The 24,759-nt window shown below is 71.7% G+C and carries 18 protein-coding genes; 15 read left to right on the top strand and 3 right to left on the bottom strand.

Annotated features, from left to right (window positions below; translation table 11 throughout):
- The first annotated feature begins 6 nt into the window (after positions 1–6).
- The gene (locus ACWDGI_RS37810; protein ID WP_450767051.1) at positions 7–708 is read left to right on the top strand and encodes a ribonuclease HII; all 702 of its coding nucleotides are present in this window, start codon (positions 7–9) and stop codon (positions 706–708) included.
- 68 nt (positions 709–776) lie between these two features.
- On the top strand, positions 777–1,403 hold the full coding sequence (locus ACWDGI_RS37805; RefSeq protein WP_450767049.1) for a hypothetical protein: 627 nt from the start codon (positions 777–779) through the stop codon (positions 1,401–1,403).
- A gap of 312 nt (positions 1,404–1,715) precedes the next feature.
- On the opposite strand, the gene ACWDGI_RS37800 is transcribed toward ACWDGI_RS37805, so the two are convergent.
- Both ACWDGI_RS37800 and ACWDGI_RS37795 read right to left on the bottom strand, forming a co-directional pair.
- Positions 1,716–2,336, bottom strand: a complete 621-nt coding sequence (locus tag ACWDGI_RS37800; protein ID WP_450767047.1) for a hypothetical protein — start codon at positions 2,334–2,336, stop codon at positions 1,716–1,718.
- Between the two features lie 285 nt (positions 2,337–2,621).
- Positions 2,622–4,787, bottom strand: a complete 2,166-nt coding sequence (locus tag ACWDGI_RS37795; protein WP_450767045.1) for a RecQ family ATP-dependent DNA helicase — start codon at positions 4,785–4,787, stop codon at positions 2,622–2,624.
- A 129-nt stretch (positions 4,788–4,916) separates the two neighbouring features.
- Between ACWDGI_RS37795 and ACWDGI_RS37790 the strand changes: the two genes are divergently transcribed.
- The 7 genes from ACWDGI_RS37790 (at position 4,917) to ACWDGI_RS37760 (ending at position 16,796) form a co-directional block, all read left to right on the top strand.
- The gene (locus ACWDGI_RS37790) at positions 4,917–6,413 is read left to right on the top strand and encodes a DUF4192 family protein (protein ID WP_450767043.1); all 1,497 of its coding nucleotides are present in this window, start codon (positions 4,917–4,919) and stop codon (positions 6,411–6,413) included.
- A 557-nt stretch (positions 6,414–6,970) separates the two neighbouring features.
- Entirely contained in the window at positions 6,971–8,887 is a 1,917-nt protein-coding gene (locus ACWDGI_RS37785; protein WP_450767181.1) for a glycogen debranching N-terminal domain-containing protein, read from the top strand.
- Between the two features lie 165 nt (positions 8,888–9,052).
- Entirely contained in the window at positions 9,053–9,811 is a 759-nt protein-coding gene (locus tag ACWDGI_RS37780) for an NUDIX hydrolase (RefSeq protein ID WP_360488650.1), read from the top strand.
- An 80-nt stretch (positions 9,812–9,891) separates the two neighbouring features.
- Complete coding sequence (locus ACWDGI_RS37775; RefSeq protein WP_450767041.1) at positions 9,892–12,681, top strand: ATP-binding cassette domain-containing protein; 2,790 nt, start codon at positions 9,892–9,894, stop codon at positions 12,679–12,681.
- A gap of 162 nt (positions 12,682–12,843) precedes the next feature.
- Entirely contained in the window at positions 12,844–13,731 is an 888-nt protein-coding gene (locus ACWDGI_RS37770; protein ID WP_360488655.1) for a FadR/GntR family transcriptional regulator, read from the top strand.
- Between the two features lie 520 nt (positions 13,732–14,251).
- On the top strand, positions 14,252–15,808 hold the full coding sequence (locus ACWDGI_RS37765) for an RNA polymerase sigma factor (protein ID WP_450767039.1): 1,557 nt from the start codon (positions 14,252–14,254) through the stop codon (positions 15,806–15,808).
- Positions 15,809–15,929: 121 nt separating this feature from the next.
- Positions 15,930–16,796 carry a serine protease gene (locus ACWDGI_RS37760; RefSeq protein WP_450767037.1) on the top strand — a complete coding sequence of 289 codons (867 nt, stop codon included), beginning with the start codon at positions 15,930–15,932 and terminating at the stop codon, positions 16,794–16,796.
- A gap of 99 nt (positions 16,797–16,895) precedes the next feature.
- Here the strand turns inward: ACWDGI_RS37760 and ACWDGI_RS37755 are convergent, their stop codons facing one another.
- Complete coding sequence (locus tag ACWDGI_RS37755) at positions 16,896–17,126, bottom strand: DUF7455 domain-containing protein (RefSeq protein WP_351326738.1); 231 nt, start codon at positions 17,124–17,126, stop codon at positions 16,896–16,898.
- Positions 17,127–17,567: 441 nt separating this feature from the next.
- Here ACWDGI_RS37755 and ACWDGI_RS37750 point away from each other — a divergent pair, with 441 nt between their 5' ends.
- From ACWDGI_RS37750 to ACWDGI_RS37725, 6 genes are all read left to right on the top strand, one after another.
- Positions 17,568–19,691 carry a DNA gyrase/topoisomerase IV subunit B gene (locus ACWDGI_RS37750; RefSeq protein ID WP_450767035.1) on the top strand — a complete coding sequence of 708 codons (2,124 nt, stop codon included), beginning with the start codon at positions 17,568–17,570 and terminating at the stop codon, positions 19,689–19,691.
- Positions 19,692–20,139: 448 nt separating this feature from the next.
- Positions 20,140–20,673: a DUF1453 domain-containing protein gene (locus ACWDGI_RS37745; RefSeq protein WP_450767033.1), complete on the top strand. Its 534-nt coding sequence runs from the start codon at positions 20,140–20,142 to the stop codon at positions 20,671–20,673.
- Positions 20,670–21,821, top strand: a complete 1,152-nt coding sequence (locus ACWDGI_RS37740; RefSeq protein ID WP_450767031.1) for a sensor histidine kinase — start codon at positions 20,670–20,672, stop codon at positions 21,819–21,821. The genes ACWDGI_RS37745 and ACWDGI_RS37740 overlap by 4 nt, the downstream gene beginning before the upstream one ends.
- Positions 21,818–22,495 (top strand): response regulator, encoded by a 678-nt coding sequence (locus ACWDGI_RS37735; RefSeq protein ID WP_450767029.1) that lies wholly within the window; start codon positions 21,818–21,820, stop codon positions 22,493–22,495. Before ACWDGI_RS37740 ends, ACWDGI_RS37735 begins: the two co-directional genes overlap by 4 nt.
- A gap of 69 nt (positions 22,496–22,564) precedes the next feature.
- Entirely contained in the window at positions 22,565–23,122 is a 558-nt protein-coding gene (locus tag ACWDGI_RS37730) for a DUF485 domain-containing protein (RefSeq protein ID WP_450767027.1), read from the top strand.
- Positions 23,119–24,711 carry a solute symporter family protein gene (locus tag ACWDGI_RS37725; protein ID WP_450767025.1) on the top strand — a complete coding sequence of 531 codons (1,593 nt, stop codon included), beginning with the start codon at positions 23,119–23,121 and terminating at the stop codon, positions 24,709–24,711. Before ACWDGI_RS37730 ends, ACWDGI_RS37725 begins: the two co-directional genes overlap by 4 nt.
- Positions 24,712–24,759 lie beyond the last annotated feature (48 nt).

The raw sequence follows: 24,759 nt of genomic DNA, 5'->3' as shown, positions 1-24,759 counted from the left end.
TGCGCCATGCCGTACGAACCACCTACTCACACCGTCGAGCGCTCCCTCCGCGCCACGACCGGAGCGAAGGTCATTGCCGGTGTCGACGAAGTGGGGCGCGGTGCCTGGGCCGGGCCCGTCACCGTCTGTGCCGCGGTCACCGGTCTTCGCCGACCACCCGAGGGCCTCACCGACTCCAAGCTGCTGACCGTCAAGCGCCGTACGGAACTTGCCGAGGTGCTGCGGACATGGGTCACGGCCTACGCCCTGGGCCATGCCTCGCCGGAGGAGATCGACAGTCTCGGGATGACGGCCGCGCTGCGGCTGGCCGCAGTCCGCGCCCTGGAGGCCCTCCCGATCCGTCCCGACGCGGTCATCCTCGACGGGAAGCACAACTATCTCGGTACCCCGTGGCAGGTGCGCACGGTCATCAAGGGTGACCGATCGTGTGTGGCCGTCGCGGCGGCCTCGGTGATCGCCAAAGTTCAGCGCGACAAAATGATGGCCGAACTGGGTATCGACCATGCAGACTTCGGATTTGCGGACAACGCCGGGTATCCGTCGCCCGTGCACAAGGCCGCACTGGAGGAGCGGGGCCCCACCCCGTACCACCGGTTGTCGTGGGCGTATCTTGATGCGCTGCCCCAGTGGCAGCACCTCAAGAAGGTCCGCAGCTGGGCGGAGGGAAGCGTTCCGGAGATCGAGGGTCAGCTCGGCTTCGACTTCTGACGTTCCTGTCGCACTGTTGTGCCACCCAGTTCACGTGACCAGCACCAACGTTTGATAGATATCAGCTCATGCCTCTCATTCCCGAGGAGCCTCAGATTCACGAGAGTGCCCAGGGTCCCCGCGCCACTCCGGCCAGTGGCCGTACCGCGCCGACCCCTCGTCCCGTACCCGGCCCCCGCCCCGCGGCTCCGTCGCGTCCCGGTCGTCCCGGCCCTGTGCGGCCCACGCCGCCGGTACAGCGCGCGCCGCGTGACATGGCCAAGCCAGGCCCGTCCGGCCCGGCCGTTCCCGCCGCGGCAGCGGCGGCCCCGCAGATCCAGCTGATCCCGGCATCGGTCGAGAGCGCTCTCGACTCCGCCGAGGAGGCAGTGGACCTGCTTCTCGACTCGGGCCGTGCCCCCGGTGACGTGCTGGTGATCACCACCGGCGCGCAGCATCCGTGGGCCGACCACGAGCTGACCTTCGGTGAAGCCTCCTACTGGGCGCAGCACGACGCGGGCGACGACGTCTTCTACACGGACGCCGCCGTCGCCTCCCGTGCCGCGACCCGCCCCGTGGTCGTCGTCGCCGTCAACGGCGGTTCCGACGCCGTCGCCGCCACCGTCCTGCCGCTGGCCCTCTCCCGGGCCGGTGCGCTGCTGATCGTCTGCGGCGACCCGCAGCGGATCAACTCGGTGCTGGGCGCCGGCGTCTGAGCCACCTCGGCGCCTCTGGGACTCCTGAGGTACCGAAGGAGTCGTGGCGACGGACTCGCACGGTGGTGCCCTCGGCATGCCCGGACGCCGGGCGAGGGGCACCGGCGGTCGGGGCGCGGTCGTTCGACGGACGGAGGATCCAGAGCGCGGGTACGCGGGTACCGCGCCGGATCTGTCGAGTGACCGAACCAGGCTACGTCCGCCACCGCCCGGAACGGGGTGAGCGAGTCCGCTGAGCACGCCGTACGGCATGTTTCAGGGTGGCGTGCCCGGCGGCGGGTGCTCGGCCGGTGCCCCCGCGCGGGGCCGGCTTCAGCGGGCGGCCGCGCGGCGCAGTACCTCGGAGGCGGCGCCTCCGGTGCGTGGTGGCAGGGGCGCGGACTCGGACAGGGCGAAGGGTTCGGGAGGCGAGTCGGCGTTCGGGCGCCGGCCGCCGCGACCCTCACCGAGTACCTGCCAGCCGTCGTGGGTCAGCGTGATGTACGACCCGCAGCGCAGTCCGTGCAGGGTGCAGGCGTCGCGCAGCCCCCACATCCAGGCACCGTCCTCCTCCGTCCAACGCGCGTCCCCCTCGCGGCAGTAGAGCAGTACGGCGGTCCGCACTGGGGTGCGGCGGCGCAGGTCGTGCGGAATGACCCGGCGCAACTGCGCCAGCAGCGCGTTGCGGAACATCCAGCCGTCGGCCTGCGCCGAGCGCCGGGTGAACGAGGCGCTGGCGCACAGCCGTTCCTCCGGGTCGAGGACGGCCACGATCGCCGTCGTCGGCCTGGGACGGTGCCGGGCGTGCAGCCCGCTGACCACCTCACGCGGGTTGCGGAGCAGCGGTATGCCGGCGTCGGCCCACTCCGCGGGCTCGAGCAGGCGGCTGGCGGAAACGGCGGACGCGGACGTCGACAACGATGCTGCCGAGGACGGAGCGAATCCGAAGGTCACGTTCCTCCCTTCGGCTACGCGCCCACACAGCGGGCGAGATCGGATTCGGGGGAGCGCGCACCGCAGTAAGGCCCAACCGGATCACGGACGAGCCGTGCGGGGAGCGGACTTCAATTCTTCCTGTCGAACTTGATTGCGGCAACGAGCAAATGGGGCCACCGACTCTTATCTGGTGGTGCGTGGCTTATATCCCTACCCAGCGAGGCACCGGAGGACTCCGGGACGTCCGAGTACGACACGTGCGAACGCCGCACCCGGTGCCGTATTCGAACAGCCCCGGGCCGATCAGCCCTGTACGGCCAGGACCAGCGGCAACACCCCGCGCGCCCCGGACCTCCGCAACATGCGCGCCGCGACCGCCAGCGTCCAGCCGGTCTCGGTGAAGTCGTCCACCAGCAGCACCGGACCCTGGGCCGCGGCGAGCGCGGCGGACAGGGCGGGTGGCACGGTCAGCGCGCCGTCGAGGGTCTTCAGACGCTGGGCACTGTTGCTGCGCGAGACGTGTGCCGCCTCTCCCGCGTACTCCACGGAACCCAGCAGAGGCAGTCTGCCGATCTCCGCGATGCGGGCGCCCAGGGAGTCGATCAGCCGGGGCCGGGAGCGCGAGGCGACGGTGACGACACCCACCGGGCGCGGCTGCGCGTCGGCCGCTCCCGGGGCCCATCCACCGGGGCCCTTCGCCCAGTCGGCCAGTACGTCCACCACCGCGCGGGCGACGTCGTCCGGCACGGCCGTGTCCGGGGCCTGGGGCGCGAACAGCGGCCGTAGCCGGTTGCCCCAACCGATGTCCGACAGGCGCCCCAGGGCTCGCCCCGCCGCGGCCTGTTCACCGGCCGGAATGCGTCCCTTGAGATCGATGCCGATGGCCGGCAGGCCGGTCGGCCACATCCTCCGGGGCTCCACCTCGACGCCCGCGCGGCCGAGGTCGACCCGTGCGGCGTCCACTGCGGCTGTGGAGGTGTCCGCCGTGAACCGCGGCCGTGCGCAGTTGTCGCAGCGGCCGCAGGGCTTCGCGCCCTCGTCGTCGAGCTGGCGCTGCAGGAACTCCATCCGGCAGTCCGTCGTGGTCGCGTACTCGCGCATCGCCTGCTGCTCGGCGGCCCGCTGCCGTGCCACCCAGTCGTACCGCTCCGCGTCGTACGTCCACGGCTGCCCGGTCGCGATCCAGCCGCCCTTGACCCGCTTGACCGCGCCGTCCACGTCGAGGACCTTCAGCATGGTCTCCAGCCGGGAGCGACGCAGTTCCACCAGCGGCTCCAGCGCGGGCAGCGACATGGGGCCGCCGGCCCGGGAGAGTACGTCCAGGGTGCGGCGCACCAGCTCCTCCGAGGGGAAGGCGAGCGAGGCGAAGTAGTCCCAGATCGCCTCGTCCTCCCGGCCCGGCAGCAGCAGGACCTCGGCGTGCTCGACACCGCGCCCCGCGCGGCCCACCTGCTGGTAGTAGGCGATGGGAGAGGAGGGCGATCCCAGGTGCACCACGAACCCGAGGTCGGGCTTGTCGAAGCCCATGCCGAGGGCCGAGGTGGCGATCAGTGCCTTGACCCGGTTGCCGATCAGGTCGTCCTCGGCCTGCTGCCGGTCTGCGTTCTCCGTCTTCCCCGTGTACGACGCCACGGTGTGCCCGCGCTGCCGCAGGAACGCGGTGACCTCCTCGGCGGCGGCCACGGTGAGCGTGTAGACGATGCCGGAGCCCGGCAGCTCGTCCAGGTGATCCGCGAGCCACGCCATCCGGTGCGCGGCGTCCGGCAGCCGCAGCACACCCAGGCTCAGGCTCTCCCGGTCCAGCGGACCGCGCAGCACCAGTGCGTCCGAGCCGCCACCGGTGCCCAGTTGCTCGGCCACATCGGCGGTCACGCGCGCGTTGGCCGTGGCGGTGGTCGCCAGCACCGGCACACCCGGCGGCAGTTCGGCGAGCATGGTGCGCAGCCGCCGGTAGTCCGGCCGGAAGTCATGGCCCCAGTCGGAGATGCAGTGGGCCTCGTCCACCACGAGCAGTCCGGTCGCCGCGGCGAGCTTGGGCAGCACCTCGTCGCGGAAGTCGGGGTTGTTGAGGCGCTCCGGGGACACCAGGAGGACGTCGACCTCGCCGGCCGCGATCTCCGCCTGGATCGCCTCCCAGTCCTCGGTGTTGGAGGAGTTGATGGTGCGGGCGTGGATACCGGCCCGGGCCGCCGCGCCCACCTGGTTGCGCATGAGCGCGAGCAGCGGGGAGACGATGACCGTCGGGCCGCTGCCCGCGGCCCGCAGCAGCGAGGTCGCCACGAAGTACACCGCGGACTTGCCCCAGCCGGTGCGCTGGACGACCAGGGCCCGGCGCCGGTCGGCGACCAGCGCCTCGATCGCCCGCCACTGGTCCTCGCGCAGCCGGGCCGTACCGGTGTCGTCGCCGACGAGACGGGCGAGGACGGCGTCCGCCCGCGTCCGGAGTTCCGCGTTGCTCGTGTGCTCCATGCGTCCCATACAACAGGACGGGACCGACAGCCGGGCGGGCTGTGGACGAGCGAGGCGGCTTTGACGTGTCCCTGATTCGACTTGTCCACAGGGAAACCGGAACTCCGCGATCCGCGAGATCGTCGGCGCATGACGAATCACAGCGAAACCACCGGACCCTCCGAAAACGGCGACATCACGGGAGGTGTGCAGCCCCTCGGCCATCCCGCCCACGACACCCAGATCACGCTGCGTACCCCGGCCGAACTGGCCGACGCGCTGCCTTACCTGCTCGGGTACCGCCCCGAGGACAGCATGGTGCTGGTGGCCCTGCACGACCGGGGCGGCCGTGGCCGGTTCGGCGGGCGGGCCCGGCTCGGCATCCCCGCGAACAAGGACGACTGGGAATCGGCGGCACGCCAGCTGGCCCAGGGCCTGACGGCGGGCAGTGAACGCCGTGGAACCCGCCCCGAGCAGATGGTCGCCTACGTCTGCCAGGAACCGTCGCCCGGCGAAACGGGCCGGGACGTCATGCGCCGGCTCGCCCCGCTCGCCCAACTGCTGCGCACCGAGTGCGGCCGCCTCGACGTGCCGGTGATCGAGGCGCTGTGCGTCTCGGGGGGCCGCTTCTGGTCGTACTGCTGCCCGGCGGACGAGTGCTGTCCTCCGGACGGCGCCCCCATGGGCCTGCCCGGCACCTCCGTGCTCGCGGCCGCCGCCACCTACGCCGGGATCCAGGTGCGCGGCACTCTGCGCGAGCTGCGGGCCAGGCTGCAGCCCTGGGAGTCCGGCGCTGCGCCGGAACAGGAGCGCGCCCTGGACCGCGCCGGAATGGCGCTGGTGCCCCGCATCCTCCACGATGCCTCCCGCGCGGAGGTGGCCGAGGAGTCGCTCGCCCTCGCCGAGCAGCTCATGAGCCGGTACGCCGCGGCCGTCCCGGTGTCCGGCGTCCACCAGGCGGACCTCCGCGACGACGCTCTGCTCGCGCACGGCGAGGCCGCCCGGCTGATTCTCGGACTGCAGGACCGCACCACCCGCGACCGGGCGGCCGCCTGGATGGAGGGCGACGAGGCCGCACCCGCCCTGCGCCTGTGGCGAGCCCTGGCCCGCCGCTGCGTAGGCCCCTACGGCGAACACGCCGCCGCTCCGTTGACGCTGGCCGGCTGGGTCGCCTGGTCGACCGGCGACGACCTGGAGGCGCGGGAGGCTTTGGCGATGGCTCTGGGCGCGGATCCCGAGTATCTCTTCGCCCGCCTCCTGCACCAGGCCTGCAACGAGGGCCTGGACCCGGAGTCGATCCGCCGCTGCCTGCGCACGGAACGCGCGGGGCGCGAGCCGGCCGACGGCGCGGAGGGTGTCGGCGACGCTGCTCCGGCCGACCCGGGCACCGACCACGAGCCGACCGCCGCCTCCGAGACCCGACGTCGTCGCCGTCCGCGCACCGAAGACAGTTCCGACTCGCGGCGGCCACGGCCGGAGGGCGCCCGTCCGCGACCGGCGGGCGCAGGTCACACCCGCACCCGCCCCGGGTCGTCCAGGCCGGGCGACGGCACGCGCACCCGCGCGGCGGGGAAGTCCGACGCCCGAGGCGGCCGAGCCGCCCGGGAGGACTCAGGCACCAAGGGCCGTGGCGAGGGGGACGAATGAACGGGGGCCGGCCAGGGACGGCACGCGGGCGGGCGTGGGCCGGTGCTGTCCGCCGCTGGACACGGAACCTCATCGGACCCGGGCGGTTCCGCGACTGCTCGCCGGTCGGCCGGCGCCGTGTCGGCCTGTCGGCCCTCGGCGTCCGAAGGCGTGGGCCGAGCGGCCTGCACGACGCCTCCTCGCACTGTCGCCCGATCGGGTTCGGCGGGCGGGGGCGTGACCAGGAGGAGCCCTCCTCCGTTCACCTGAGTGGCGGAACGCCTGGACGGGTCGTGCCGCCGCCCGTCCTCTGTCCCTCCGGAGTCCTCCGTCCGGCGCCCAGCACGTCCCGGGCGCACAGAGCGCAGAAGGAGCCTCCCGTGCATCAGCCGAGTCCGACCTTCACCGCCGACGGCAACCGCCGACTCCGGGACGGCCCCCCACCCTGGCAATCGCGGGCGGAAGACCCGTCGGGGCAGCCCCCCAACCGCACGACCCGGGCCACGCCCCCACGATCGACCCCGGCGCCGCAGAGCCCGTGGCACGTCGGCGGGCTGCCGCCCTCGCACACCGCGTTGATCTGCGTCGCGCTGCCCGGCCTCGCCATCTCCACGGAGCATGGCCAGTTGACCGGCCGCGGCCTGGAAGGGTTCTACCGGGCGGGCCGGCGGCTGCTCGCGCGCTGCCAGGTCCGTGTCGCCGGCCGCGAACCGCTCCCAGTGCAGGCGCGGATGGCGGGTGCGGACTCCACACGCTTCGTGGGCACCCTGCGGGCTTCCCCGGCGGCCGGCCCGGATCCGGACGTCGTCGTGGAACGAATCCGTCACGCCGAGGGCACCGAGCGCATCACCCTGTACAGCTCCGCGCGCCACCCCCTGCGCCTGGCGCTTGAGGTGGCCCTCGGCACCGACCTCGCGGAGCTGAGCGCCATCGCCTCCGGCAGCCCCGGCCCCGAACTCCCGGCCAGTGTCCACGACTCCGGGCTGCGCTGGACCACCCCCACCGGCAACTCGTCGGTCACGGCGGACCCGCCACCCACCGACGCACTGGCCTCCGCGGGACTGCTGCGCTGGGAGTTCGAACTGCCCCCGGGCGGAACGGCGAGCGTGGAACTGCGGGTGCGCCCGGACGGCACGGGTCCCCCGCGCGCCGTGGGACGCGCCGCCACGAGCCCCCTGGCGCCCGCCAGGGCCGCGGGTGACGATCCGAGAGCCGCGGCCCTGCTCAGGACCAGCATCGAGGATCTCCAGGCGCTGCTGCTCCGTGACCCGGCACACCCCTCCGACACCTACCTCGGGGCCGGGGCGCCCTGGCGCTGCGGCCTGGCCCCGGCCGAGGCGCTCGCCGCGGCCCGGATGACCCTGCCTCTCGGCACCCGCCTCGCCGCCGGCACCCTGCGCACCCTCGCCCGCACCCAATTGCGCGGTCCGGGTCCGCAGGCCGGCATGATCCCCGGCCCGCGCCGGGACGCCGGAGCACATCTGCCCCCGGGCTGCACGGGCACGGAGGCCACCCTGCTCTTCCCCGTACTGCTGGCGGAGGCCCGCCGCTGGGGGCTCCCGGACCAGGAGACGCGGGAACTGCTGCCCGCGGCCGAGCGCTGCCTGACCTGGCTGCTCACCACGGTCGGCGACCACACCTACCTCTGCGACCCACAGCCCGGCGGACCCGCGCGCAGCGAGACCCAGGCCCACGCCCACCGGGCCGCGCTGCTCGGCGCCGAGCTCCTCGACGCGTACGACCGGCCGGGCGGCGCCGGACTGCGGGAGTGGGCGGGGGAGCTGAGGAAGTCGTTCCAAGCGGACTTCTGGACCGAGGACAGAAGCGGCGGCCGTCCGGCGGCGGCGCTGACCCCGGACGGCCGCCCCCTGACCCACCTGGGCTCAGCCGCCGTCCACCTGCTCGACACCGGCCTGCTCGGCGCCGGCAGACCGGCCGACGGCCTGCTCGACAAGGTGCAGACCGAGCAGCTCGCCCGGTTGCTCGGCGGTCCGGCCATGGACTCGGGATGGGGGTTGCGCGGACTCGGGGCCAAGGAGCCGGGACACAATCCGTTCGGCCACCGGGCCGGGGCCGTCCGGGTCCAGGAGACGGCACTCGCCGTCGCCGGGCTGGCCGCCGCGGGCTACGAGAAGGAGGCGGGCGGGCTGCTGCGCGGCCTGCTGGCGGCAGCCGAGCACTTCGGCCACCGGCTGCCCGAGATGTTCGCCGGTGAGCAGCGCACCGACGGGAGCGCCCCCCTTCCGCACCCCGCGGCCTGCCGTCCGGCGGCCACGGCCGCCGCCTCCGGGGTGCTGCTCCTCACCACGCTCGCCGGCATCCGCCCCGACGCCCCGGCCGGGACCGTCACCCTCCGGCCCGTCCACAGCGCGCCCCTGGGTGAACTCGGCCTGACCGGCCTGCGAGTGGCCGGCGCGCCTTTCTCGATACGGGTCAGCCGACTCGGCCTGGCCATGGTCGAAGAGGCCGCGGACGGCCTGCAGTTGGGGGCATGACCCAAGGCAACCGGGCGAGACGTGACCGGCGCGACGAACGGGCGGGCGGCCGTCGGGCGTGTGCCGGAACGAACCACGGGGTGCATACCGGAGCGAAGTGGATCAGCCGTCGGAGCGAGCGACGAAGGGAGTGTTTATCGTCAGGCAGACGACTATGATCACCGCATGCCCTACGACCCGTCAGCCTTTCCGCCCTTCGCCGTCACCGTGGACCTGGTCGTGCTGACTGTGCGCCGCCATGCCCTGTGCGCGTTGGCGGTCCGCAGAGGCGAGCAGCCGTTCCAGGGGCGCTGGGCGCTGCCGGGCGGCTTCGTGCGGGCAGACGAGGATCTCTCGCAGGCGGCGGCGCGGGAACTCGCGGAGGAGACCGGGCTGCGCGCTCACGACCCCGACGCCCCCGCCCAGGACGGCGGGGCCCACCTGGAGCAGCTGGCGACCTACGGCGACCCCAAGCGCGACCCCCGGATGCGCGTGGTCAGCGTCGCCCACCTCGCCCTCGCCCCCGACCTCCCCGCTCCCCGCGCGGGCGGCGATGCCAGCAACGCGCGCTGGGCGCCGGTCGAGGAACTGCTCGCGCAGGGTGGCTATGGCCGGGACGGCGAGACGGTCGCGCCGCTCGCCTTCGACCATGCCCAGATTCTGTCCGACGGGGTGGAGCGCGCCCGCTCCAAGATCGAATACTCGTCCCTGGCCACCGCGTTCTGCACGCCCGAGTTCACGGTCGGTGAGCTGCGCCGGGTCTACGAGGCGGTGTGGGGCGTGGCGCTCGACCCGCGCAACTTCCACCGCAAGGTGACCGGAACCCCCGGTTTCCTCGTCCCCACCGGCGGTACGACCACCCGTCAGGGCGGCCGTCCGGCCCAGCTCTTCCGTGCCGGCGGCGCGACTCTGCTCAACCCTCCGATGCTGCGACCGGAGGTCTGACCGTCCGACAGCGCGAACCCTGTCGCGGTTAAACCCTTCTATACCCGGAAAAACGGTCATTCCGCGCTATCTTCCCTAAGGTGATCGAGGCCTTCGGACTGACCAGCAATCCCCGCAAGGCGCACCCGCCCGCCGTCGACGACGTGACCTTCGAAGCGTGCGCGGGCCGCGTCACCGCACTCCTGGGCGAGGCAGGCGCGGGCAAGACCACGGCGCTCAGACTGATGCTCGAACTCCAACAGGGCCGTGGACTCACCTACTTCAGGGGTCGCCCCTTGCATCGGATCGCCCACCCCTCGCGCGAGGTCGGCGTTCTCCTCGGTGACGTCCCCGGTCACCCGGCCCGCTCCGTGCGTGGGCATCTGCGCATGCTGTGCGCGGCGACCGGAGTCCCGGTCCGGCGTGCCGACGAAGTACTCGAAGCGGTCGGGCTCGTCAGCCTGCGCGAGGAGCGCCTGGGCACGCTCTCGCGCGGCGTGGACCGCCGACTGGGCCTGGCCTGCGCCCTGCTCCCCGACCCGCACACCCTCGTCCTGGACGAACCCGCGCACGGTCTCTCCACCCGTGAGGGCCACTGGCTGCACCGCATGCTCCGGGCGCACGCCGCGCAGGGAGGCACGGTCCTGTTCGCCACCTCCGACCCCAAGGAGGCCGCCCGTGCCGCCGACCGGGTGGTCACCCTGGAGGCCGGCAGACTTGTCGCGGACCAGGAGGCCACCGACTTCGCCCGAACCCGGCTGCGCCCCCGCGTGGCCGTCCGCAGCCCCTACGCCGCCCGGCTCGCCGCCCTCCTCACCAAAGAGGCCCGCACGGACCACCGCTCGGTGGAGGTCGTCAGCGAAGGCGGCAACCGCCTGTCGGTGTACGGCAGCACGACGGCCGAGGTCGGCGAGGCGGCGTTCCGTCACGGCATCCTCGTCCACCAACTCGCGGACGAGGTCGGCGACATGGGGGCGGGAGCCGGATCGGGGCCGGTCACGGACGCCGCACCGGAGGCCGTACGGCGGCAACGGGGCGAGAGCGAGCCGGCCGCGGCGGAGGAACACCGGCCGGTCGGCGGGGCGCCGACCACCGACCGGTGGGACACGCCCGGGGTGGGTAGCCGTCAGGACACGAGCGGTTCTACGGTCACCCCGCAGCCTCGGATGTCGGCCGGATCGAAGTCGGTGAGTCAGTCCCGCACCGCCGACCAGGAGCCGGGCCCGGATCTGCCCGCGAACACAGCGGGGCACACGGCCGGAGCTGAGCAGCAGCCCGAATCCGGCGGCGCATCCGCCGGCGGCCCGGCTGCCGCGCCCAGGGCCCCGCACGCGGAACAGCCAGGCCGCGCCGTCGTCACCGAGACCCCGACCGTGGCGCTCTCGGCCCGGTCGACGGGCGCCTCGGCGGCTGCCCGGCCGGCGTCGGCCGGCACCGCGTCCTCATCGTCTGTGGCCCCGCCCGCATCGCCCGAGCCGCCGATCCACGCCCCGGCCCCGGACCCCATGTCCGCCACCGTCCCCGCCCAGCCGCCCTCCACCGCCGATCCCGCCCAGCCGTCCGCCGCCGCGTCCACCCACCCACCGGCCGACGCCGCCTCGGCTCACTCATCGACCGCCGCCCCTGCCCAGCCGTCGGCCGCGGCCTCCTCCGCTCACCCGCCAGCGGTCACCGGATCCGGCCGGCCACCCGTCGGGGCCGCCTCCGCGCATTCCTCGACCACTGCCGCCGTTGCCCAGGCGCCCGCCACCGCGGCATCCGTTCACGCACCGGCAGCCGCCGCCACCGCGTCCGCCCCGCCGCAGGCCTCCGCCGCATCCGGTCAATCGCAGGCCCCCACCGCATCCCCCCAGTCGTCACCGCGCCCCGTCCTGGACGATCCCTCCGCCCGCGCCGCCTCCCCGCAGTCGCCGACCCCCACCGTGTCCGGCGTAGCTCAGCCCGGCGAGGCCCCGCCCGCCAAACTCTCCGCCAGGCTGCCGCGGCGGAAGTCGCAGACCGGCGAACCTCCGGCAGCCGTTGGCGACCGCACCCCCCTTCCGGCCGGGTCCGCGCGACGGGCTCACGCCATCACTCCGGACGACTCGTCGCCGCTCCCACCCGCCATCGCAGTCCGCTCCGCCCCCAGCCCCCTCCGTCCGCTGCGGTACGAGCTCCGCCGAGCCGCCGGGATCGGTACCGGCTTTGTCACCTGCGGTGCTGTCCTGGTGGTGTCCGCCCTCATCACCGTCCTGCTCGCCCGGCTCGGGCACACCCCGCAGGCCCGACTGTTCGCCGCCTGGCCGCGGGAGCTGCCGCTGCCCCCTGCGGCGCTCGGCGCGGGGCTGCTCGGGGCGCTGGCCTTCGGGGACGAGTTCCGCCACCCCGCGCTGGCGGCGGACCGCGGCACCGTGCCCCGCCGACTGGGGCTGCTCACCGCGAAACTGGCGGTCTCCGGAGCCACCGCCGTACTGCTCTCGTTCCTCACCCTGGGCTGCGATGCCGAAATGCTCTATGTCGTCTACGGCCGGGAACTCGCGAAGGTTCCCGCGGACTGGCTTCCGATGACCGCGAGTTGGTTCGGACTGATCGTCGGCTGTGCCTGGGCCGGTGTGCTGGCGGCGGGCGTCTTCCGGTCCACCACGGCCGGTCTCGCCGCGGTGCTCGCCGTACCCGTACTCGTCGTGCCCGTCGTACACAAGGCGCTGCAGGGGTCGGGTGTGCGGATGGCCGCCGGACTCCCGATGCGGATGCGGGAGATGTTGCTGCTGCAGTGGCCCTTCGGGGGCGAGCGCTATCTGGTCGCCGCGGCCCGGGTGCTGGCCCAACCAGTGGGCGGGGCAATGGCGTTGTCGCTGGCCACGCTGCTCTGCGCGTATCTGTTCACCACCTTCCGGGCCAGGCTCCGATAACCACGGACCGGGCGCTTCCGATCCTCCCGTGTGCACAACTCCCCGCAGAAAGGCCATTTCTTTCCGATAAGGCGTCAATTGCGATGGGGTGAGCGATCACCCTTTCGTGTGCTTTTCACCAAAGACCTCAAGGGAGTTGGAGACAGCGCCGACAAAGGATCCGTGAGTACCCTTGCGCACACCATGATGACCGCCGCCCGCTCCGCAGACTCTGGTCTGGTCGGCCCGGGCGAACTCGACCGCTACCCGTACGTGGATGCACCGGCCACCGATCGTGTCGGGGCGCCCTCCTGGGAGGGCCCGGACCCCGAGCTGGGCCGGGTGGGACGGCGTGCCGCGGGCAGCCGCGGCCGCGGACTGCACGGTCAACTCGTCCAACAGCTGGGTCAGATGATCGTCTCGGGTGACCTGGGCGCGGACCGCCCGCTGGTGCCCGAGGAGATCGGCCAGCGATTCGAGGTCTCCCGCACCGTCGTCCGTGAGTCCCTCCGGGTCCTGGAGGCCAAGGGCCTGGTCAGTGCCCGCCCGAACGTCGGCACGCGCGTGCGTCCCGTCAGTGACTGGAACCTCCTGGACCCCGACATCATCGAGTGGCGGGCCTTCGGGCCGCAGCGCGACGACCAGCGCCGCGAGCTCAGCGAGCTGCGCTGGACGATCGAGCCACTCGCCGCCCGGCTCGCGGCCGGACACGGGCGCGAGGACGTCCAGCAGCGCCTGTCCGACATGGTCGAGATCATGAGCCACGCCATGGCGCAGGGTGACGCGCTGACGTTCTCGCGCGCGGACGCCGAGTTCCACTCGATGCTCATCCAGATCGCGGGCAACCGCATGCTGGAGCACCTCTCCGGCATCGTGTCGTCGGCCCTCCAGGTCTCCGGCGGCCCGGTCACCGGCTGTGAGCGGCCGAACGAGACGTCCCTGGCCCAGCACGCGCGGATCGTCGACGCGCTCGGCACGGGCGACGGCACGGCGGCCGAGTCGGCCATGCGTCAGCTGCTCACCGTCCACCCCGAGGTCGAGCGCGTGGTTCCCGCCCCGCGTGAGCACTGACCCGCGTCGATAGCGGTGCGCCAGGTCGGTTCCGCGCTCTGGGAGCGCCACCGGCCCCGGACCCCGCTTCCGCCGGACCCCGCCGGATCCCTCAGGGCTCCGGCGGGGTCCGGCGGCGGGACGGACACGCGGCGGTCGTATGACGGAAACGGCAACGGTCGAGCGACGGACACCGCAACGGTCGAGCGGTGTATGACAGGCTCGGTGGTGGCCGTACGGCGCACGCGTCGGCGTCCGAACCGCCCGGAGAGATCATCGGCGACAACCTCTGTCCATGTCTGACCGTTTTTGGGCGCTTACGCGGTGTGACTCGGGCCACGTAGATTGGGCGTAACGCTCTTGCGAACAACGCGATGACCTAAGAGGTGACAGCCGCGGAGGGAATACGGACGCCATTCATGGCGCTGTGTATCTTCCCGGCCCCCGCCCGCGCCGTCGGCCCATCCCCAAGCCGGCGGTCGGCTCCAGTCCGTCCAGGACGGGGCCGGAAGCCGTTTTCCAACGTTCCGAGAGGTTGTTCGTGTCGGCCAGCACATCCCGTACGCTCCCGCCGGAGATCGCCGAGTCCGTCTCTGTCATGGCTCTCATTGAGCGGGGAAAGGCTGAGGGGCAGATCGCCGGCGACGATGTGCGTCGGGCCTTCGAAGCTGACCAGATTCCGGCCACTCAGTGGAAGAACGTACTGCGCAGCCTCAACCAGATCCTTGAGGAAGAGGGTGTGACGCTGATGGTCAGTGCCGCGGAGCCCAAGCGCACCCGAAAGAGCGTCGCAGCGAAGAGTCCGGCCAAGCGCACCGCCACCAAGACGGTCGCGGCGAAGACGGTGACCACCAGGAAGGCCACCGCCACGGCCGCCCCTGCCGTGTCCCCCTCCGTAGCCGACGATCCGGCCGAGGAGGAGGGGTCTGTGAAGAAGGCCGCCGCCGCCAAGAAGGCCGCCCCCACCGCCAAGAAGGCTGTCGCCAAGAAGACCGCGACCGCCGCGAAGAAGGCGGTGCCGGCGAAGAAGACCGCCGCCAAGAAGGACGACGCCGAGCTTCTCGAGGAAGAGGTCCTCGAAGAGGCCAAGGCGGGCGCCGAGGAGCCCGAGGGCACCGAGAGCGCGGGCTTCGTCCTGTCCGACGAGGACGAGGACGACGCGCCGGCGCAGCAGGTCGCCGCGGCCGGTGCCACCGCCGACCCGGTCAAGGACTACCTCAAGCAGATCGGCAAGGTCCCGCTGCTCAACGCCGAGCAGGAGGTCGAGCTCGCCAAGCGCATCGAGGCCGGTCTGTTCGCCGAGGACAAGCTGGCCAACGCCGACAAGCTCGCCCCGAAGCTCAAGCGCGAGCTGGAGATCATCGCCGAGGACGGGCGCCGCGCCAAGAACCACCTCCTGGAGGCCAACCTCCGTCTGGTGGTCTCCCTGGCCAAGCGCTACACCGGCCGCGGCATGCTCTTCCTGGACCTCATCCAGGAGGGCAACCTCGGTCTGATCCGCGCGGTCGAGAAGTTCGACTACACCAAGGGCTACAAGTTCTCTACGTACGCCACCTGGTGGATCCGTCAGGCGATCACCCGCGCCATGGCCGACCAGGCCCGCACCATCCGTATCCCGGTGCACATGGTCGAGGTCATCAACAAGCTCGCGCGCGTGCAGCGCCAGATGCTCCAGGACCTGGGCCGCGAGCCCACCCCGGAGGAACTGGCCAAGGAACTCGACATGACCCCCGAGAAGGTCATCGAGGTCCAGAAGTACGGCCGCGAGCCCATCTCCCTGCACACCCCCCTGGGTGAGGACGGCGACAGCGAGTTCGGTGACCTCATCGAGGACTCCGAGGCCGTCGTCCCCGCCGACGCGGTGAGCTTCACCCTCCTCCAGGAGCAGCTGCACTCGGTCCTCGACACGCTCTCCGAGCGTGAGGCCGGCGTCGTCTCGATGCGCTTCGGCCTCACCGACGGTCAGCCGAAGACCCTCGACGAGATCGGCAAGGTCTACGGCGTCACGCGCGAGCGCATCCGCCAGATCGAGTCCAAGACCATGTCGAAGCTGCGCCACCCCTCGCGTTCGCAGGTGCTGCGCGACTACCTCGACTAGGTCGCGGTCGTACGACGTCGAAGGCCCGGCTCCCCACAGGGGAGCCGGGCCTTCGGGCTGCGGGTCGCGGTGCGCTGGATGACTCTGGGTGTCCTGGTACCACCCAGAGTGAGGAGCGTGCATGCGCCGTCCCTTTGCCCCGGTCCTGATCCGACCGCTGATCCTGGCGGCCGTCACCGCCGTAATACCGCTGGCCGGCCCGCCTCCGGCAGTCGCCGACAGCGTTGTCGTCGGCGGATTCCCCGTCGACGTCTCGCAGTCTCCCTGGACGGTCGCGCTGTCCAGCCGTGACCGGTTCGGAGGTACGCGGGCCGGCCAGTTCTGCGGTGGGGTGGCGATCGGCCGGACCACGGTGCTGACCGCGGCCCACTGCCTGGCCGACGAGGTGATCGGGGGGCCCGCCGACCGGGTGCGCGACCTCAAGGTCATCGCGGGCCGCACGGATCTGCTCTCGACGCAGGGCCAGGAGATCCCGGTGACCGTCGCACGGGTCAATCCGCGCTACGACCCCGATGCGAACACCGGCGACTTCGCCGTCCTCACCCTCGCGCAGCCCCTGCCGGCCGGCGCCGTCGTCAAGATGGCGGCCGAAGGCGACGCCGCCTACCGGGCCGGCACCGGTGCCCTGGTCTCCGGATGGGGTGACGTCACGGGTGGCGGCGACTACGCGCGCCGGCTGTACGCGGCGCAGGTCCATGTGCTGCCCGACCAGGCGTGCGAGCGGGCTTATCCCGGCGGCGCCGACGGCACCTACCGGGCGGATTCCATGGTGTGCGCGGGGGAGACCTCGGGCGGACCCGACGCCTGTCAGGGGGACAGCGGGGGACCGCTGGTGGCGCAGGGGCGGCTCATCGGACTCGTGTCGTGGGGCAGCGGCTGCGGCCGCCCGGGGAGTCCCGGTGTCTACACGCGCGTCTCCGAGGTCGTGCGGGCCCTGGGGCCGGACGGTGGCTTCAGCCGCTCACGAAGGCCTCACGAGCCCTCCTGAGGGCTGCTGTGGGCACATGACGACGGGCGGTCGCTCCCGAGGGAGCGGCCGCCCGTTCACCGGTCTGGGCCGGGGCTGGCTCGTCGTGTGTGCGAGAGGTCAGCGCTCATCTTCGGAGGCGGTGTTCGGAACGGACGTCAGCCGCTCCGTCTCGTCCTGTATCTCAGCGGCGATCTTCTTGAGTTCCGGCTCGAACTTGCGTCCGTGGTGGGCGCAGAAGAGCAGTTCTCCGCCGCTGAGCAGCACGACGCGCAGGTATGCCTGGGCGCCGCAGCGGTCGCAGCGATCGGCGGCCGTCAGGTGGCTCGCGGGGGTCAGAACAGTAGTCACGTCGCCTCTTCTCTAGCTCGACGAGCTGTCGTACCAGGGTCAACATCCAACCAGCCCGAAAACGTTCCCGCTCGGGGCTTCTCCTCGAAAAAAATCTTTCGAGGTGGCCGTCTGCTGCCGGTTGGCGGCGAATGTGCCGTATTGCGTCGTCTTAAGTGCTTACGGGTTCGCGCGGTTCATCGGTCTCATCCTCCCGGCCGGGTTGCCGGTTGTTTGTGAGGACGTGCCCGGAGCCTAAATGGTTCATGCCTCGAAGGGAACGTGATATGTACTTCACTCCATCGAGGGATCGAACACGCATACGACCGTGGACTAGGGTGAGTTCACGACGAGGGTGGCGTTACAACGGCTCTACCAGGCCTCGGTACCCTCTGAACGGCGACCGAAGCCGGCCCCTTACCCAAAAGGGGCTCCACTGAAATTCAGCGAGGAGCGAACCGCGTGACCGCCGATACGTCCGTGCCGTCCACAGCGCTGCTGGCAGGAGCAGACCGGGACGGCTCCAACTACACCGCGCGGCACCTGCTCGTCCTCGAGGGCCTCGAGGCAGTGCGCAAGCGCCCCGGTATGTACATCGGATCGACCGACAGTCGCGGTCTGATGCACTGTCTGTGGGAGATCATCGACAACGCCGTGGACGAAGCCCTGGGCGGCTACGGCGACCACATCGAGGTCATCCTCCACGACGACGGCTCCGTCGAGGTCCGGGACAACGGCCGCGGCATCCCCGTGGACGTCGAGCCCAAGACCGGCCTGTCCGGTGTCGAGGTCGTGATGACCAAGCTGCACGCCGGCGGCAAGTTCGGCGGCGGCTCCTACGCGGCCTCCGGCGGCCTGCACGGCGTCGGTGCCTCGGTGGTCAACGCGCTCTCCGCGCGGCTCGACGTCGAGGTGGACCGCGGCGGCCATGTGCACGCGATCAGCTTCCGCCGCGGTGTCCCCGGCGCCTTCGCAGGTGACGGCCCGGACGCGAAGTTCGAGGCCACGAGCGGGCTGCGCAAGACCAAGAAGATCCCCAGGACCCGCAGCGGCACCCGGGTGCGTTACTGGGCCGACCGCCAGATCTTCCTCAAGGACGCCAAGCTCACCCTGGAGACCCTCCACCAGCGGGCCCGCCAGACCGCGTTCCTGGTGCCCGGACTGACCATCGTCGTCCGTGACGAGTACGGTCTGGGCGCCGACGGCAGCAAGGGCGAGGAGTCCTTCCGTTTCGACGGCGGCATCAGCGAGTTCTGCGAGTACCTGGCCACCGACAGGCCGGTCTGCGATGTCCTCCGTTTCTCCGGACAGGGCACCTTCAAGGAGACCGTCCCGGTCCTGGACGACCACGGTCAGATGACCCCCACCGAGGTCACCCGCGAACTCGGCGTCGACGTGGCGCTGCGCTGGGGCACCGGTTACGACACGACCATGAGGTCGTTCGTCAACATCATCGCCACCCCCAAGGGCGGCACCCACATGGCCGGCTTCGAGCAGGCCGTCCGCGAGACCCTCAACGAGGTGCTGCGCGCCAAGAAGCTGCTGCGTGTCGCCGAGGACGACATCGTCAAGGACGACGCCCTGGAGGGCCTCACCGCCGTCGTCACCGTCCGTCTCGCCGAACCGCAGTTCGAGGGTCAGACCAAGGAGGTCCTCGGCACCTCGGCGGCCCGCCGGATCGTGAACAACGTGGTCACCAAGGAACTGAAGGCGTTCCTCACCTCCACCAAGCGGGACTCGGCGGCCCAGGCCCGGGTGGTCCTGGAGAAGGTGGTCGCCGCCGCGCGGACCCGCATCGCCGCCCGTCAGCACAAGGACGCGCAGCGCCGGAAGACCGCCCTGGAGTCCTCGTCCCTGCCGGCCAAGCTCGCCGACTGCCGCAGCGACGACGTCGAGCGCAGCGAGCTCTTCATCGTCGAGGGAGACTCCGCGCTCGGTACGGCGAAGCTGGCCCGGAACTCGGAGTTCCAGGCGCTGCTGCCGATCCGGGGCAAGATCCTCAACGTGCAGCGGTCCTCGGTGACGGACATGCTCAAGAACGCCGAGTGCGGCGCGATCATCCAGGTCATAGGGGCGGGCTCAGGCCGTACCTTCGACATCGACGCGGCCCGCTACGGCAAGATCATCATGATGACCGACGCCGATGTCGACGGCTCCCACATCCGCTGCCTGCTGCTGACGCTGTTCCAGCGCTACATGCGTCCCATGGTCGAGGCCGGCCGGGTCTTCGCCGCGGTGCCGCCGCTGCACCGCATCGAGATCGTCCAGCCCAAGAAGGGGCAGGACAAGTACGTGTACACGTACTCGGACCGTGAGCTGCGCGACAAGCTCATGGAGTTCCAGAGCAAGGGCATCCGGTACAAGGACTCCATCCAGCGCTACAAGGGTCTCGGCGAGATGGACGCCGACCAGCTGGCCGAGACGACCATGGATCCGCGCCACCGCACCCTGCGCCGGATCAACCTCTCCGACCTCGAAGCGGCGGAGCAGGTCTTCGACCTGCTGATGGGCAACGACGTGGCTCCCCGAAAGGAGTTCATCTCCGGCTCGGCGGCGACGCTGGACCGCTCGCGGATCGACGCGTAGCCGCTGCGCTGGGCCTTGCCCGACGGGGCGATGAGCCGGTCGCCGGTGACGGCGGGGTGGTGTGTTGGTCGTCGGTGAAGGCGGGGTGGTGTGTTGGTCGCCGGTGAGGACGGGGCGGTGCGCTGGTCGCCGGTGTGAAGGTGGGCGGCGGTGAAGGCAGGGGTGGTGAAACACGCTCGCCTTTCGCCGCGCGCCCGCCTTTCGCCGCGCGCCCGGCACTCACCGCGCGGCCACCATTCGCCGCGCGCCCGCCGGATGCGCGGCGCATCCCCACCCGCACGGCCCCGCGAGGGCGGCGCCTCCACCCGGGGGTGGAGAGATCCCACTCGTTGGATTCCACCCGTGATCCACCCACGCTGCGATCTGTTGACCTGCGCATTTCCGTAGCGTCGGAGGTGTCGGCAGCTCCCGCTCCCGGCACCGTCCCTTTCCGCTCACGGAGGCACTGATGTCCGGGCTCGTCAACGCGTTGCTGATCGTGGCAGTCGTCGTCGTGGTGATCGTGCGCCAGTTCCGTGCCCGCCCGATCGACACCGGTCGGCGCTGGTGGCTGCTGCCCGTGATCCTCGCGGTCGTCGCACTGCGCGAACCCGGCATACTCGACGCCCATCACCGCACCGAATCCGCCTTGCTGCTCGGTACGGAGCTGCTGGTGGGGCTGGGGATGGGGGCCGCCTGGGCCTGGACCACCCGGGTGTGGACGGAGCCCGACGGGGTCGTATGGACCAAGAGCACCAAGGCCAGCGCGATCGTCTGGTTCGCCGGGATAGCCGTGCGCGTCGGTCTCGTCGCCGTCGGCGCCCTCGTCGGCGTCCACCAGCACAGCTCGGCCCTCATGCTCGGCCTGGCGGTCACGCTGCTGGTTCGCGCCGGCATCCTCGTCTGGCGTGCGCAGTCCCTCCCCTCCGCCCCGTCCGCAGGCGGTCTCACCCGGGCGTACGGTGACGGCATGGCCCGGGTCACCAGGAAGGAAGGCGTGTGACGGAGAACGTCTGGACGCGCTGGCCCTCGCGCGAGGCGCTGGGCCGCGCGGGGGTCACCCAGCCCCGGCGCATGCTCGCCTGGGCCGTGCGGGTGGTGGTCCTCGCCCTGCTGCTGTGGGGCACCTTCCACCAGTCGCACGTCCACGGCTGGGGCATGGCCGCGGCGGTGGCGGGTGTCGTCGTGACCGCCCTGGCCTCCTGGGGCTTCTACCGGACCACGTACGCCCACCGGCTCGTGCCCTCCCTGCTCCTCATCGGTGTCCTCCTGGCCGTCGCGGTCGCGGCGGAGGCCAACGGATTCCGGGGACCGGCCCTCGTGATCTGGTGCGGCTGCGGCATCTCCGCCCTGGAGCGGCTGCCGATCGCGATCGCGGTGCCCGTCACATCCGTGGCCCTGGCCTCGTACTCCGCGTTCACCAACGACGTATGGCTGACCACCGCGGCCACCGTCGTCGGATTGGCACTCGGCGGCTACGTGATGAGACTCGACGCCGAGGCCCGGGGACACGCTCAGCGGCTACTGGCCCAGGAGCGCGCGGCGAGAGCGGCCGAGGCGGAGTCGGCGGCGCTGGCGGAGCGGGCCAGGATCGCACGGGAGATCCACGACGTGCTGGCCCACAGCCTTTCGGCCCAGATGGTGCACCTGGAGGCGGCGCGGTTGCTGATCGAGCGCGGAGCCGACCGGGAGCAGATCCTCGAACGGGTCGTGGCCGCCCGGGGAATGGCCAGCAACGGGCTGGCCGAGACCCGCCAGGCCCTGTCCGCCCTGCGCGGCGAGCTGACGCCGCTGGAGGAGTTCCTCACGGAGGTCGTCGCTTCGGCCGACGGTGCCGAGGTCACCGTCACGGGCGAACGCAGGGCCCTGCCCGCAGAGGCGTCGCAGACCGTACGACGCGTCGCCCAGGAGGCGCTGACGAACGTCCGCAAACATGCGCACGGCGCCAAGGTCCAGGTACGGCTGGACTATCAGGAGCACGAAGTGACCTTGAACGTGAGGGATTCGGGCGGTCGTCCCGGCGATCTCACCGGCGCGGGCAGCGGGTACGGTCTGCTGGGTATGCGGGAGCGGGCCGAGTTGCTGGGTGGCTCGCTGGAGGCAGGGCGTGATGACGAGGGGTTCGAGGTGACGTTGAGGGTGCCCGTATGACGGAGGCGGAGCAGAAGCCCGCGCGGGTGGTGGTCGCCGACGACCAGACAGTGGTCAGGGAGGGCATCGTGATGCTCCTCGGCCTGTTGCCCGGCGTGGAGGTCGTGGGAGCGGCGGGCGACGGGGAGGAAGCTGTGCGGCTGGTCGCCGAACTCGCCCCGGACGTGGTGCTGATGGATCTTCGGATGCCGCGTTGCGACGGTGTGGAGGCGACCCGGCGGATCAGGGCGGAGTACCCGGGGACACAGGTCGTGGTGCTCACCACGTTCGCGGACGACGAGTCGCTGTTCCCGGCGCTGAAAGCCGGTGCACGTGGCTATCTCACCAAGGACGCGGGCGGCGACGAGATCGTGCGGGCGGTGCAGAGCGTGCTCTCGGGAGACGCGGGACTGTCGCCGAGCATCCAACGGCGGCTGCTGGAGAGGCTGTCACAGCCCGAGCCGACGGCCGTGGCCACGGAGGCGCCCGACGGGCTGACCGTGCGGGAGACCGAGGTCCTGGTGCTGATCGCCGAGGGGCTCACCAACCAGGAGATCGCCCGGGGACTGCATGTCTCCACCGCGACCGTGAAGACACACATCAACAACCTCTTCGCCAAGACGGGCCTCAAGGACCGGGCCCAGGCGGTGCGTTACGCCTATGCGAAGGGACTGGTGCGGCCACCAGCGAATTGAGTCACCTGATGGGGTGAAGAGCCGCGGGAAGAAGTGTCGGGGATCTTCCCGGTCTGTCCATCCTTGGGCATGCAGTCAAGCAACGATCGTCACCGCGACGGCGGGGGCGGTCCCGAGAGTTCGGCCGAGCAGCACGAGGACCAGGGCGAGTACGGCGCGGCCTCCCGAGAAGTCAGCTACGAGGATCCCTGGTACGACGCGCTGGCCTCCGGCTGGGGCGAGCTGGACGGCGCCGGGGTACCGGTTCCCGCCGTACCGGCCGCGCGGGCGGAGCGGGAGGGGGCGGCCGTTCGCGCCCGTGACGTGTATCTGGAGGTGCAGCGCAGTGCTGCCTTCCAGGAGGTGCGCAGCCGCTACCGCAGGTTCGTGGTGCCGGGAGTCGTCGTCTTCCTCACCTGGTACGTGGGGTACGTGGTGACCGCGACGACCGCGCCGGGGCTGATGGCCAGGCCCGTCGCGGGGGCCGTGAACGTGGCGATGGTCGCGGGCCTCGGGCAGTTCCTCACCACGTTCCTGCTCACCTGGGCCTACGCCCGGCACGCGCGGTTGCGCAGGGACCGTGCCGCGCTGGAGCTGCGCTGGGACACCCAGGAGCTGACCAGGGGCGCACGGGGCGGTGAGTCATGACGGGGCATCATCAGACCTTGGCTCTGCTGCTGTTCAGCGCGTTCGTCGCGGTGACGCTCGGGATCACGACGTGGGTGAGCCGACGGCGGCACGGTTCGGCGGAGGAGTTCTATGCCGGCGGGCGGCTCTTCTCCCCGATGGAGAATGGTTTTGCCATCGCGGGCGACTACATGTCGGCGGCTTCCTTCCTCGGTGTGACCGGCCTCATCGCGCTCTTCGGCTACGACGGACTGCTGTACGTGGTGGGCTTCCTGGTCGCCTGGCTGGTCGTGTTGTTCCTGGTGGCCGAACTGGTGCGCAACTGCGGGCGGTTCACGCTCGCCGATGTGATCGCGGCGCGGATGCGGGAGCGGCCGGTGCGGATCGCGGCGGGAACTTCCTCGATCACCGTGTCCGTTCTCTATTTGGTGGCGCAAATGGTGGGGGCGGGCAGCCTGGTGGCGCTGCTGCTGGGGCGGACGAGCCAGGCCGCGCAGGCGTGGACGGTCATCGGGGTCGGCGCGCTGATGGTGATCTACGTGTCGTTGGGAGGGATGCGGGCGACCACCTGGATCCAGATCGTGAAGGCGGTCCTGCTGCTCAGCGGCACGGTGGTGCTGACCGTGCTGGTGCTGGTGCGGTTCCACGGCGACATCGACCGCCTGCTGCTCACGGCGGCCGACCGCAGTGGGCACGGGAAGTCGTTCCTGGCTCCGGGCCTCAAGTACGGCGGCAGCTGGAGCGCCCGGCTGGACTTCATCAGTCTGGGGCTGGCGCTGGTGCTGGGCACGGCGGGGCTGCCGCACATCCTGTCCCGCTTCTACACGGTTCCCACGGCTCGGGCGGCACGGCGTTCGGCGGTCTGGTCGATCGGGCTGATCGGCGGCTTCTACCTGATGACGATCGTGCTCGGTTTCGGGGCGGCGGCCCTCGTCGGACCGGACGCGGTGCGCGCCTCGAACGCGTCGGGGAACACGGCCGTTCCGCTGCTGGCGCTCGACCTGGGCGGCGGCGCGGGCTCCACAGGCGGAACGGTTTTGTTCGCGGTGGTCGCGGCCGTCGCCTTCGCGACGATTCTCGCGGTGGTCGCCGGGATCACCCTTGCCTCGTCCGCGTCCGTCGCCCATGACCTGTATGCCTCGCTGCGCAGACCGCACGCCAAGCAGCGCAGCGAGGTGGCGGTGGCGCGGACGGCCGCGGTCGGCATCGGGGTGGTGGCGATCGCCCTCGGCCTGCTGGCCCGCGACATGAACGTCGCCTTCCTGGTGGGGCTGGCCTTCGCGGTGGCCGCCTCGGCGAACCTGCCCGCGCTGCTGTACTCGCTCTTCTGGCGGGGCTTCACGACCCGCGGCGCGGTGTGGGCCGTATACGGCGGGCTGGTCCCGGCCCTGGTGCTGGTCGTGCTGTCCCCGGTGGTCTCGGGAAGCCCGGGCGCGCTGTTCCCGGCCGTCGACTTCCAGTACTTCCCGTTGCAGAACCCGGGGATCGTCTCCATCCCGCTGGGCTTCCTCGCCGGGTGGCTCGGCACGGTCACCTCGGACGAGGTTCCGGACGAGGCCAAGCAGGCGGAGACCGAGGTGCGGTCGCTGACCGGGGCGGGGGCCGTCTGACCCGTGCCGGACCCGCTACGGAGCTGCTACGGAGCCGCTACGGAGCCG

The sequence above is a fragment of the Streptomyces sp. NPDC001220 genome (genome assembly GCF_053597895.1).
The sequence above is the reverse complement of the archived record's forward strand: the minus strand, read 5'-3'. Positions and strand labels throughout refer to the sequence as shown.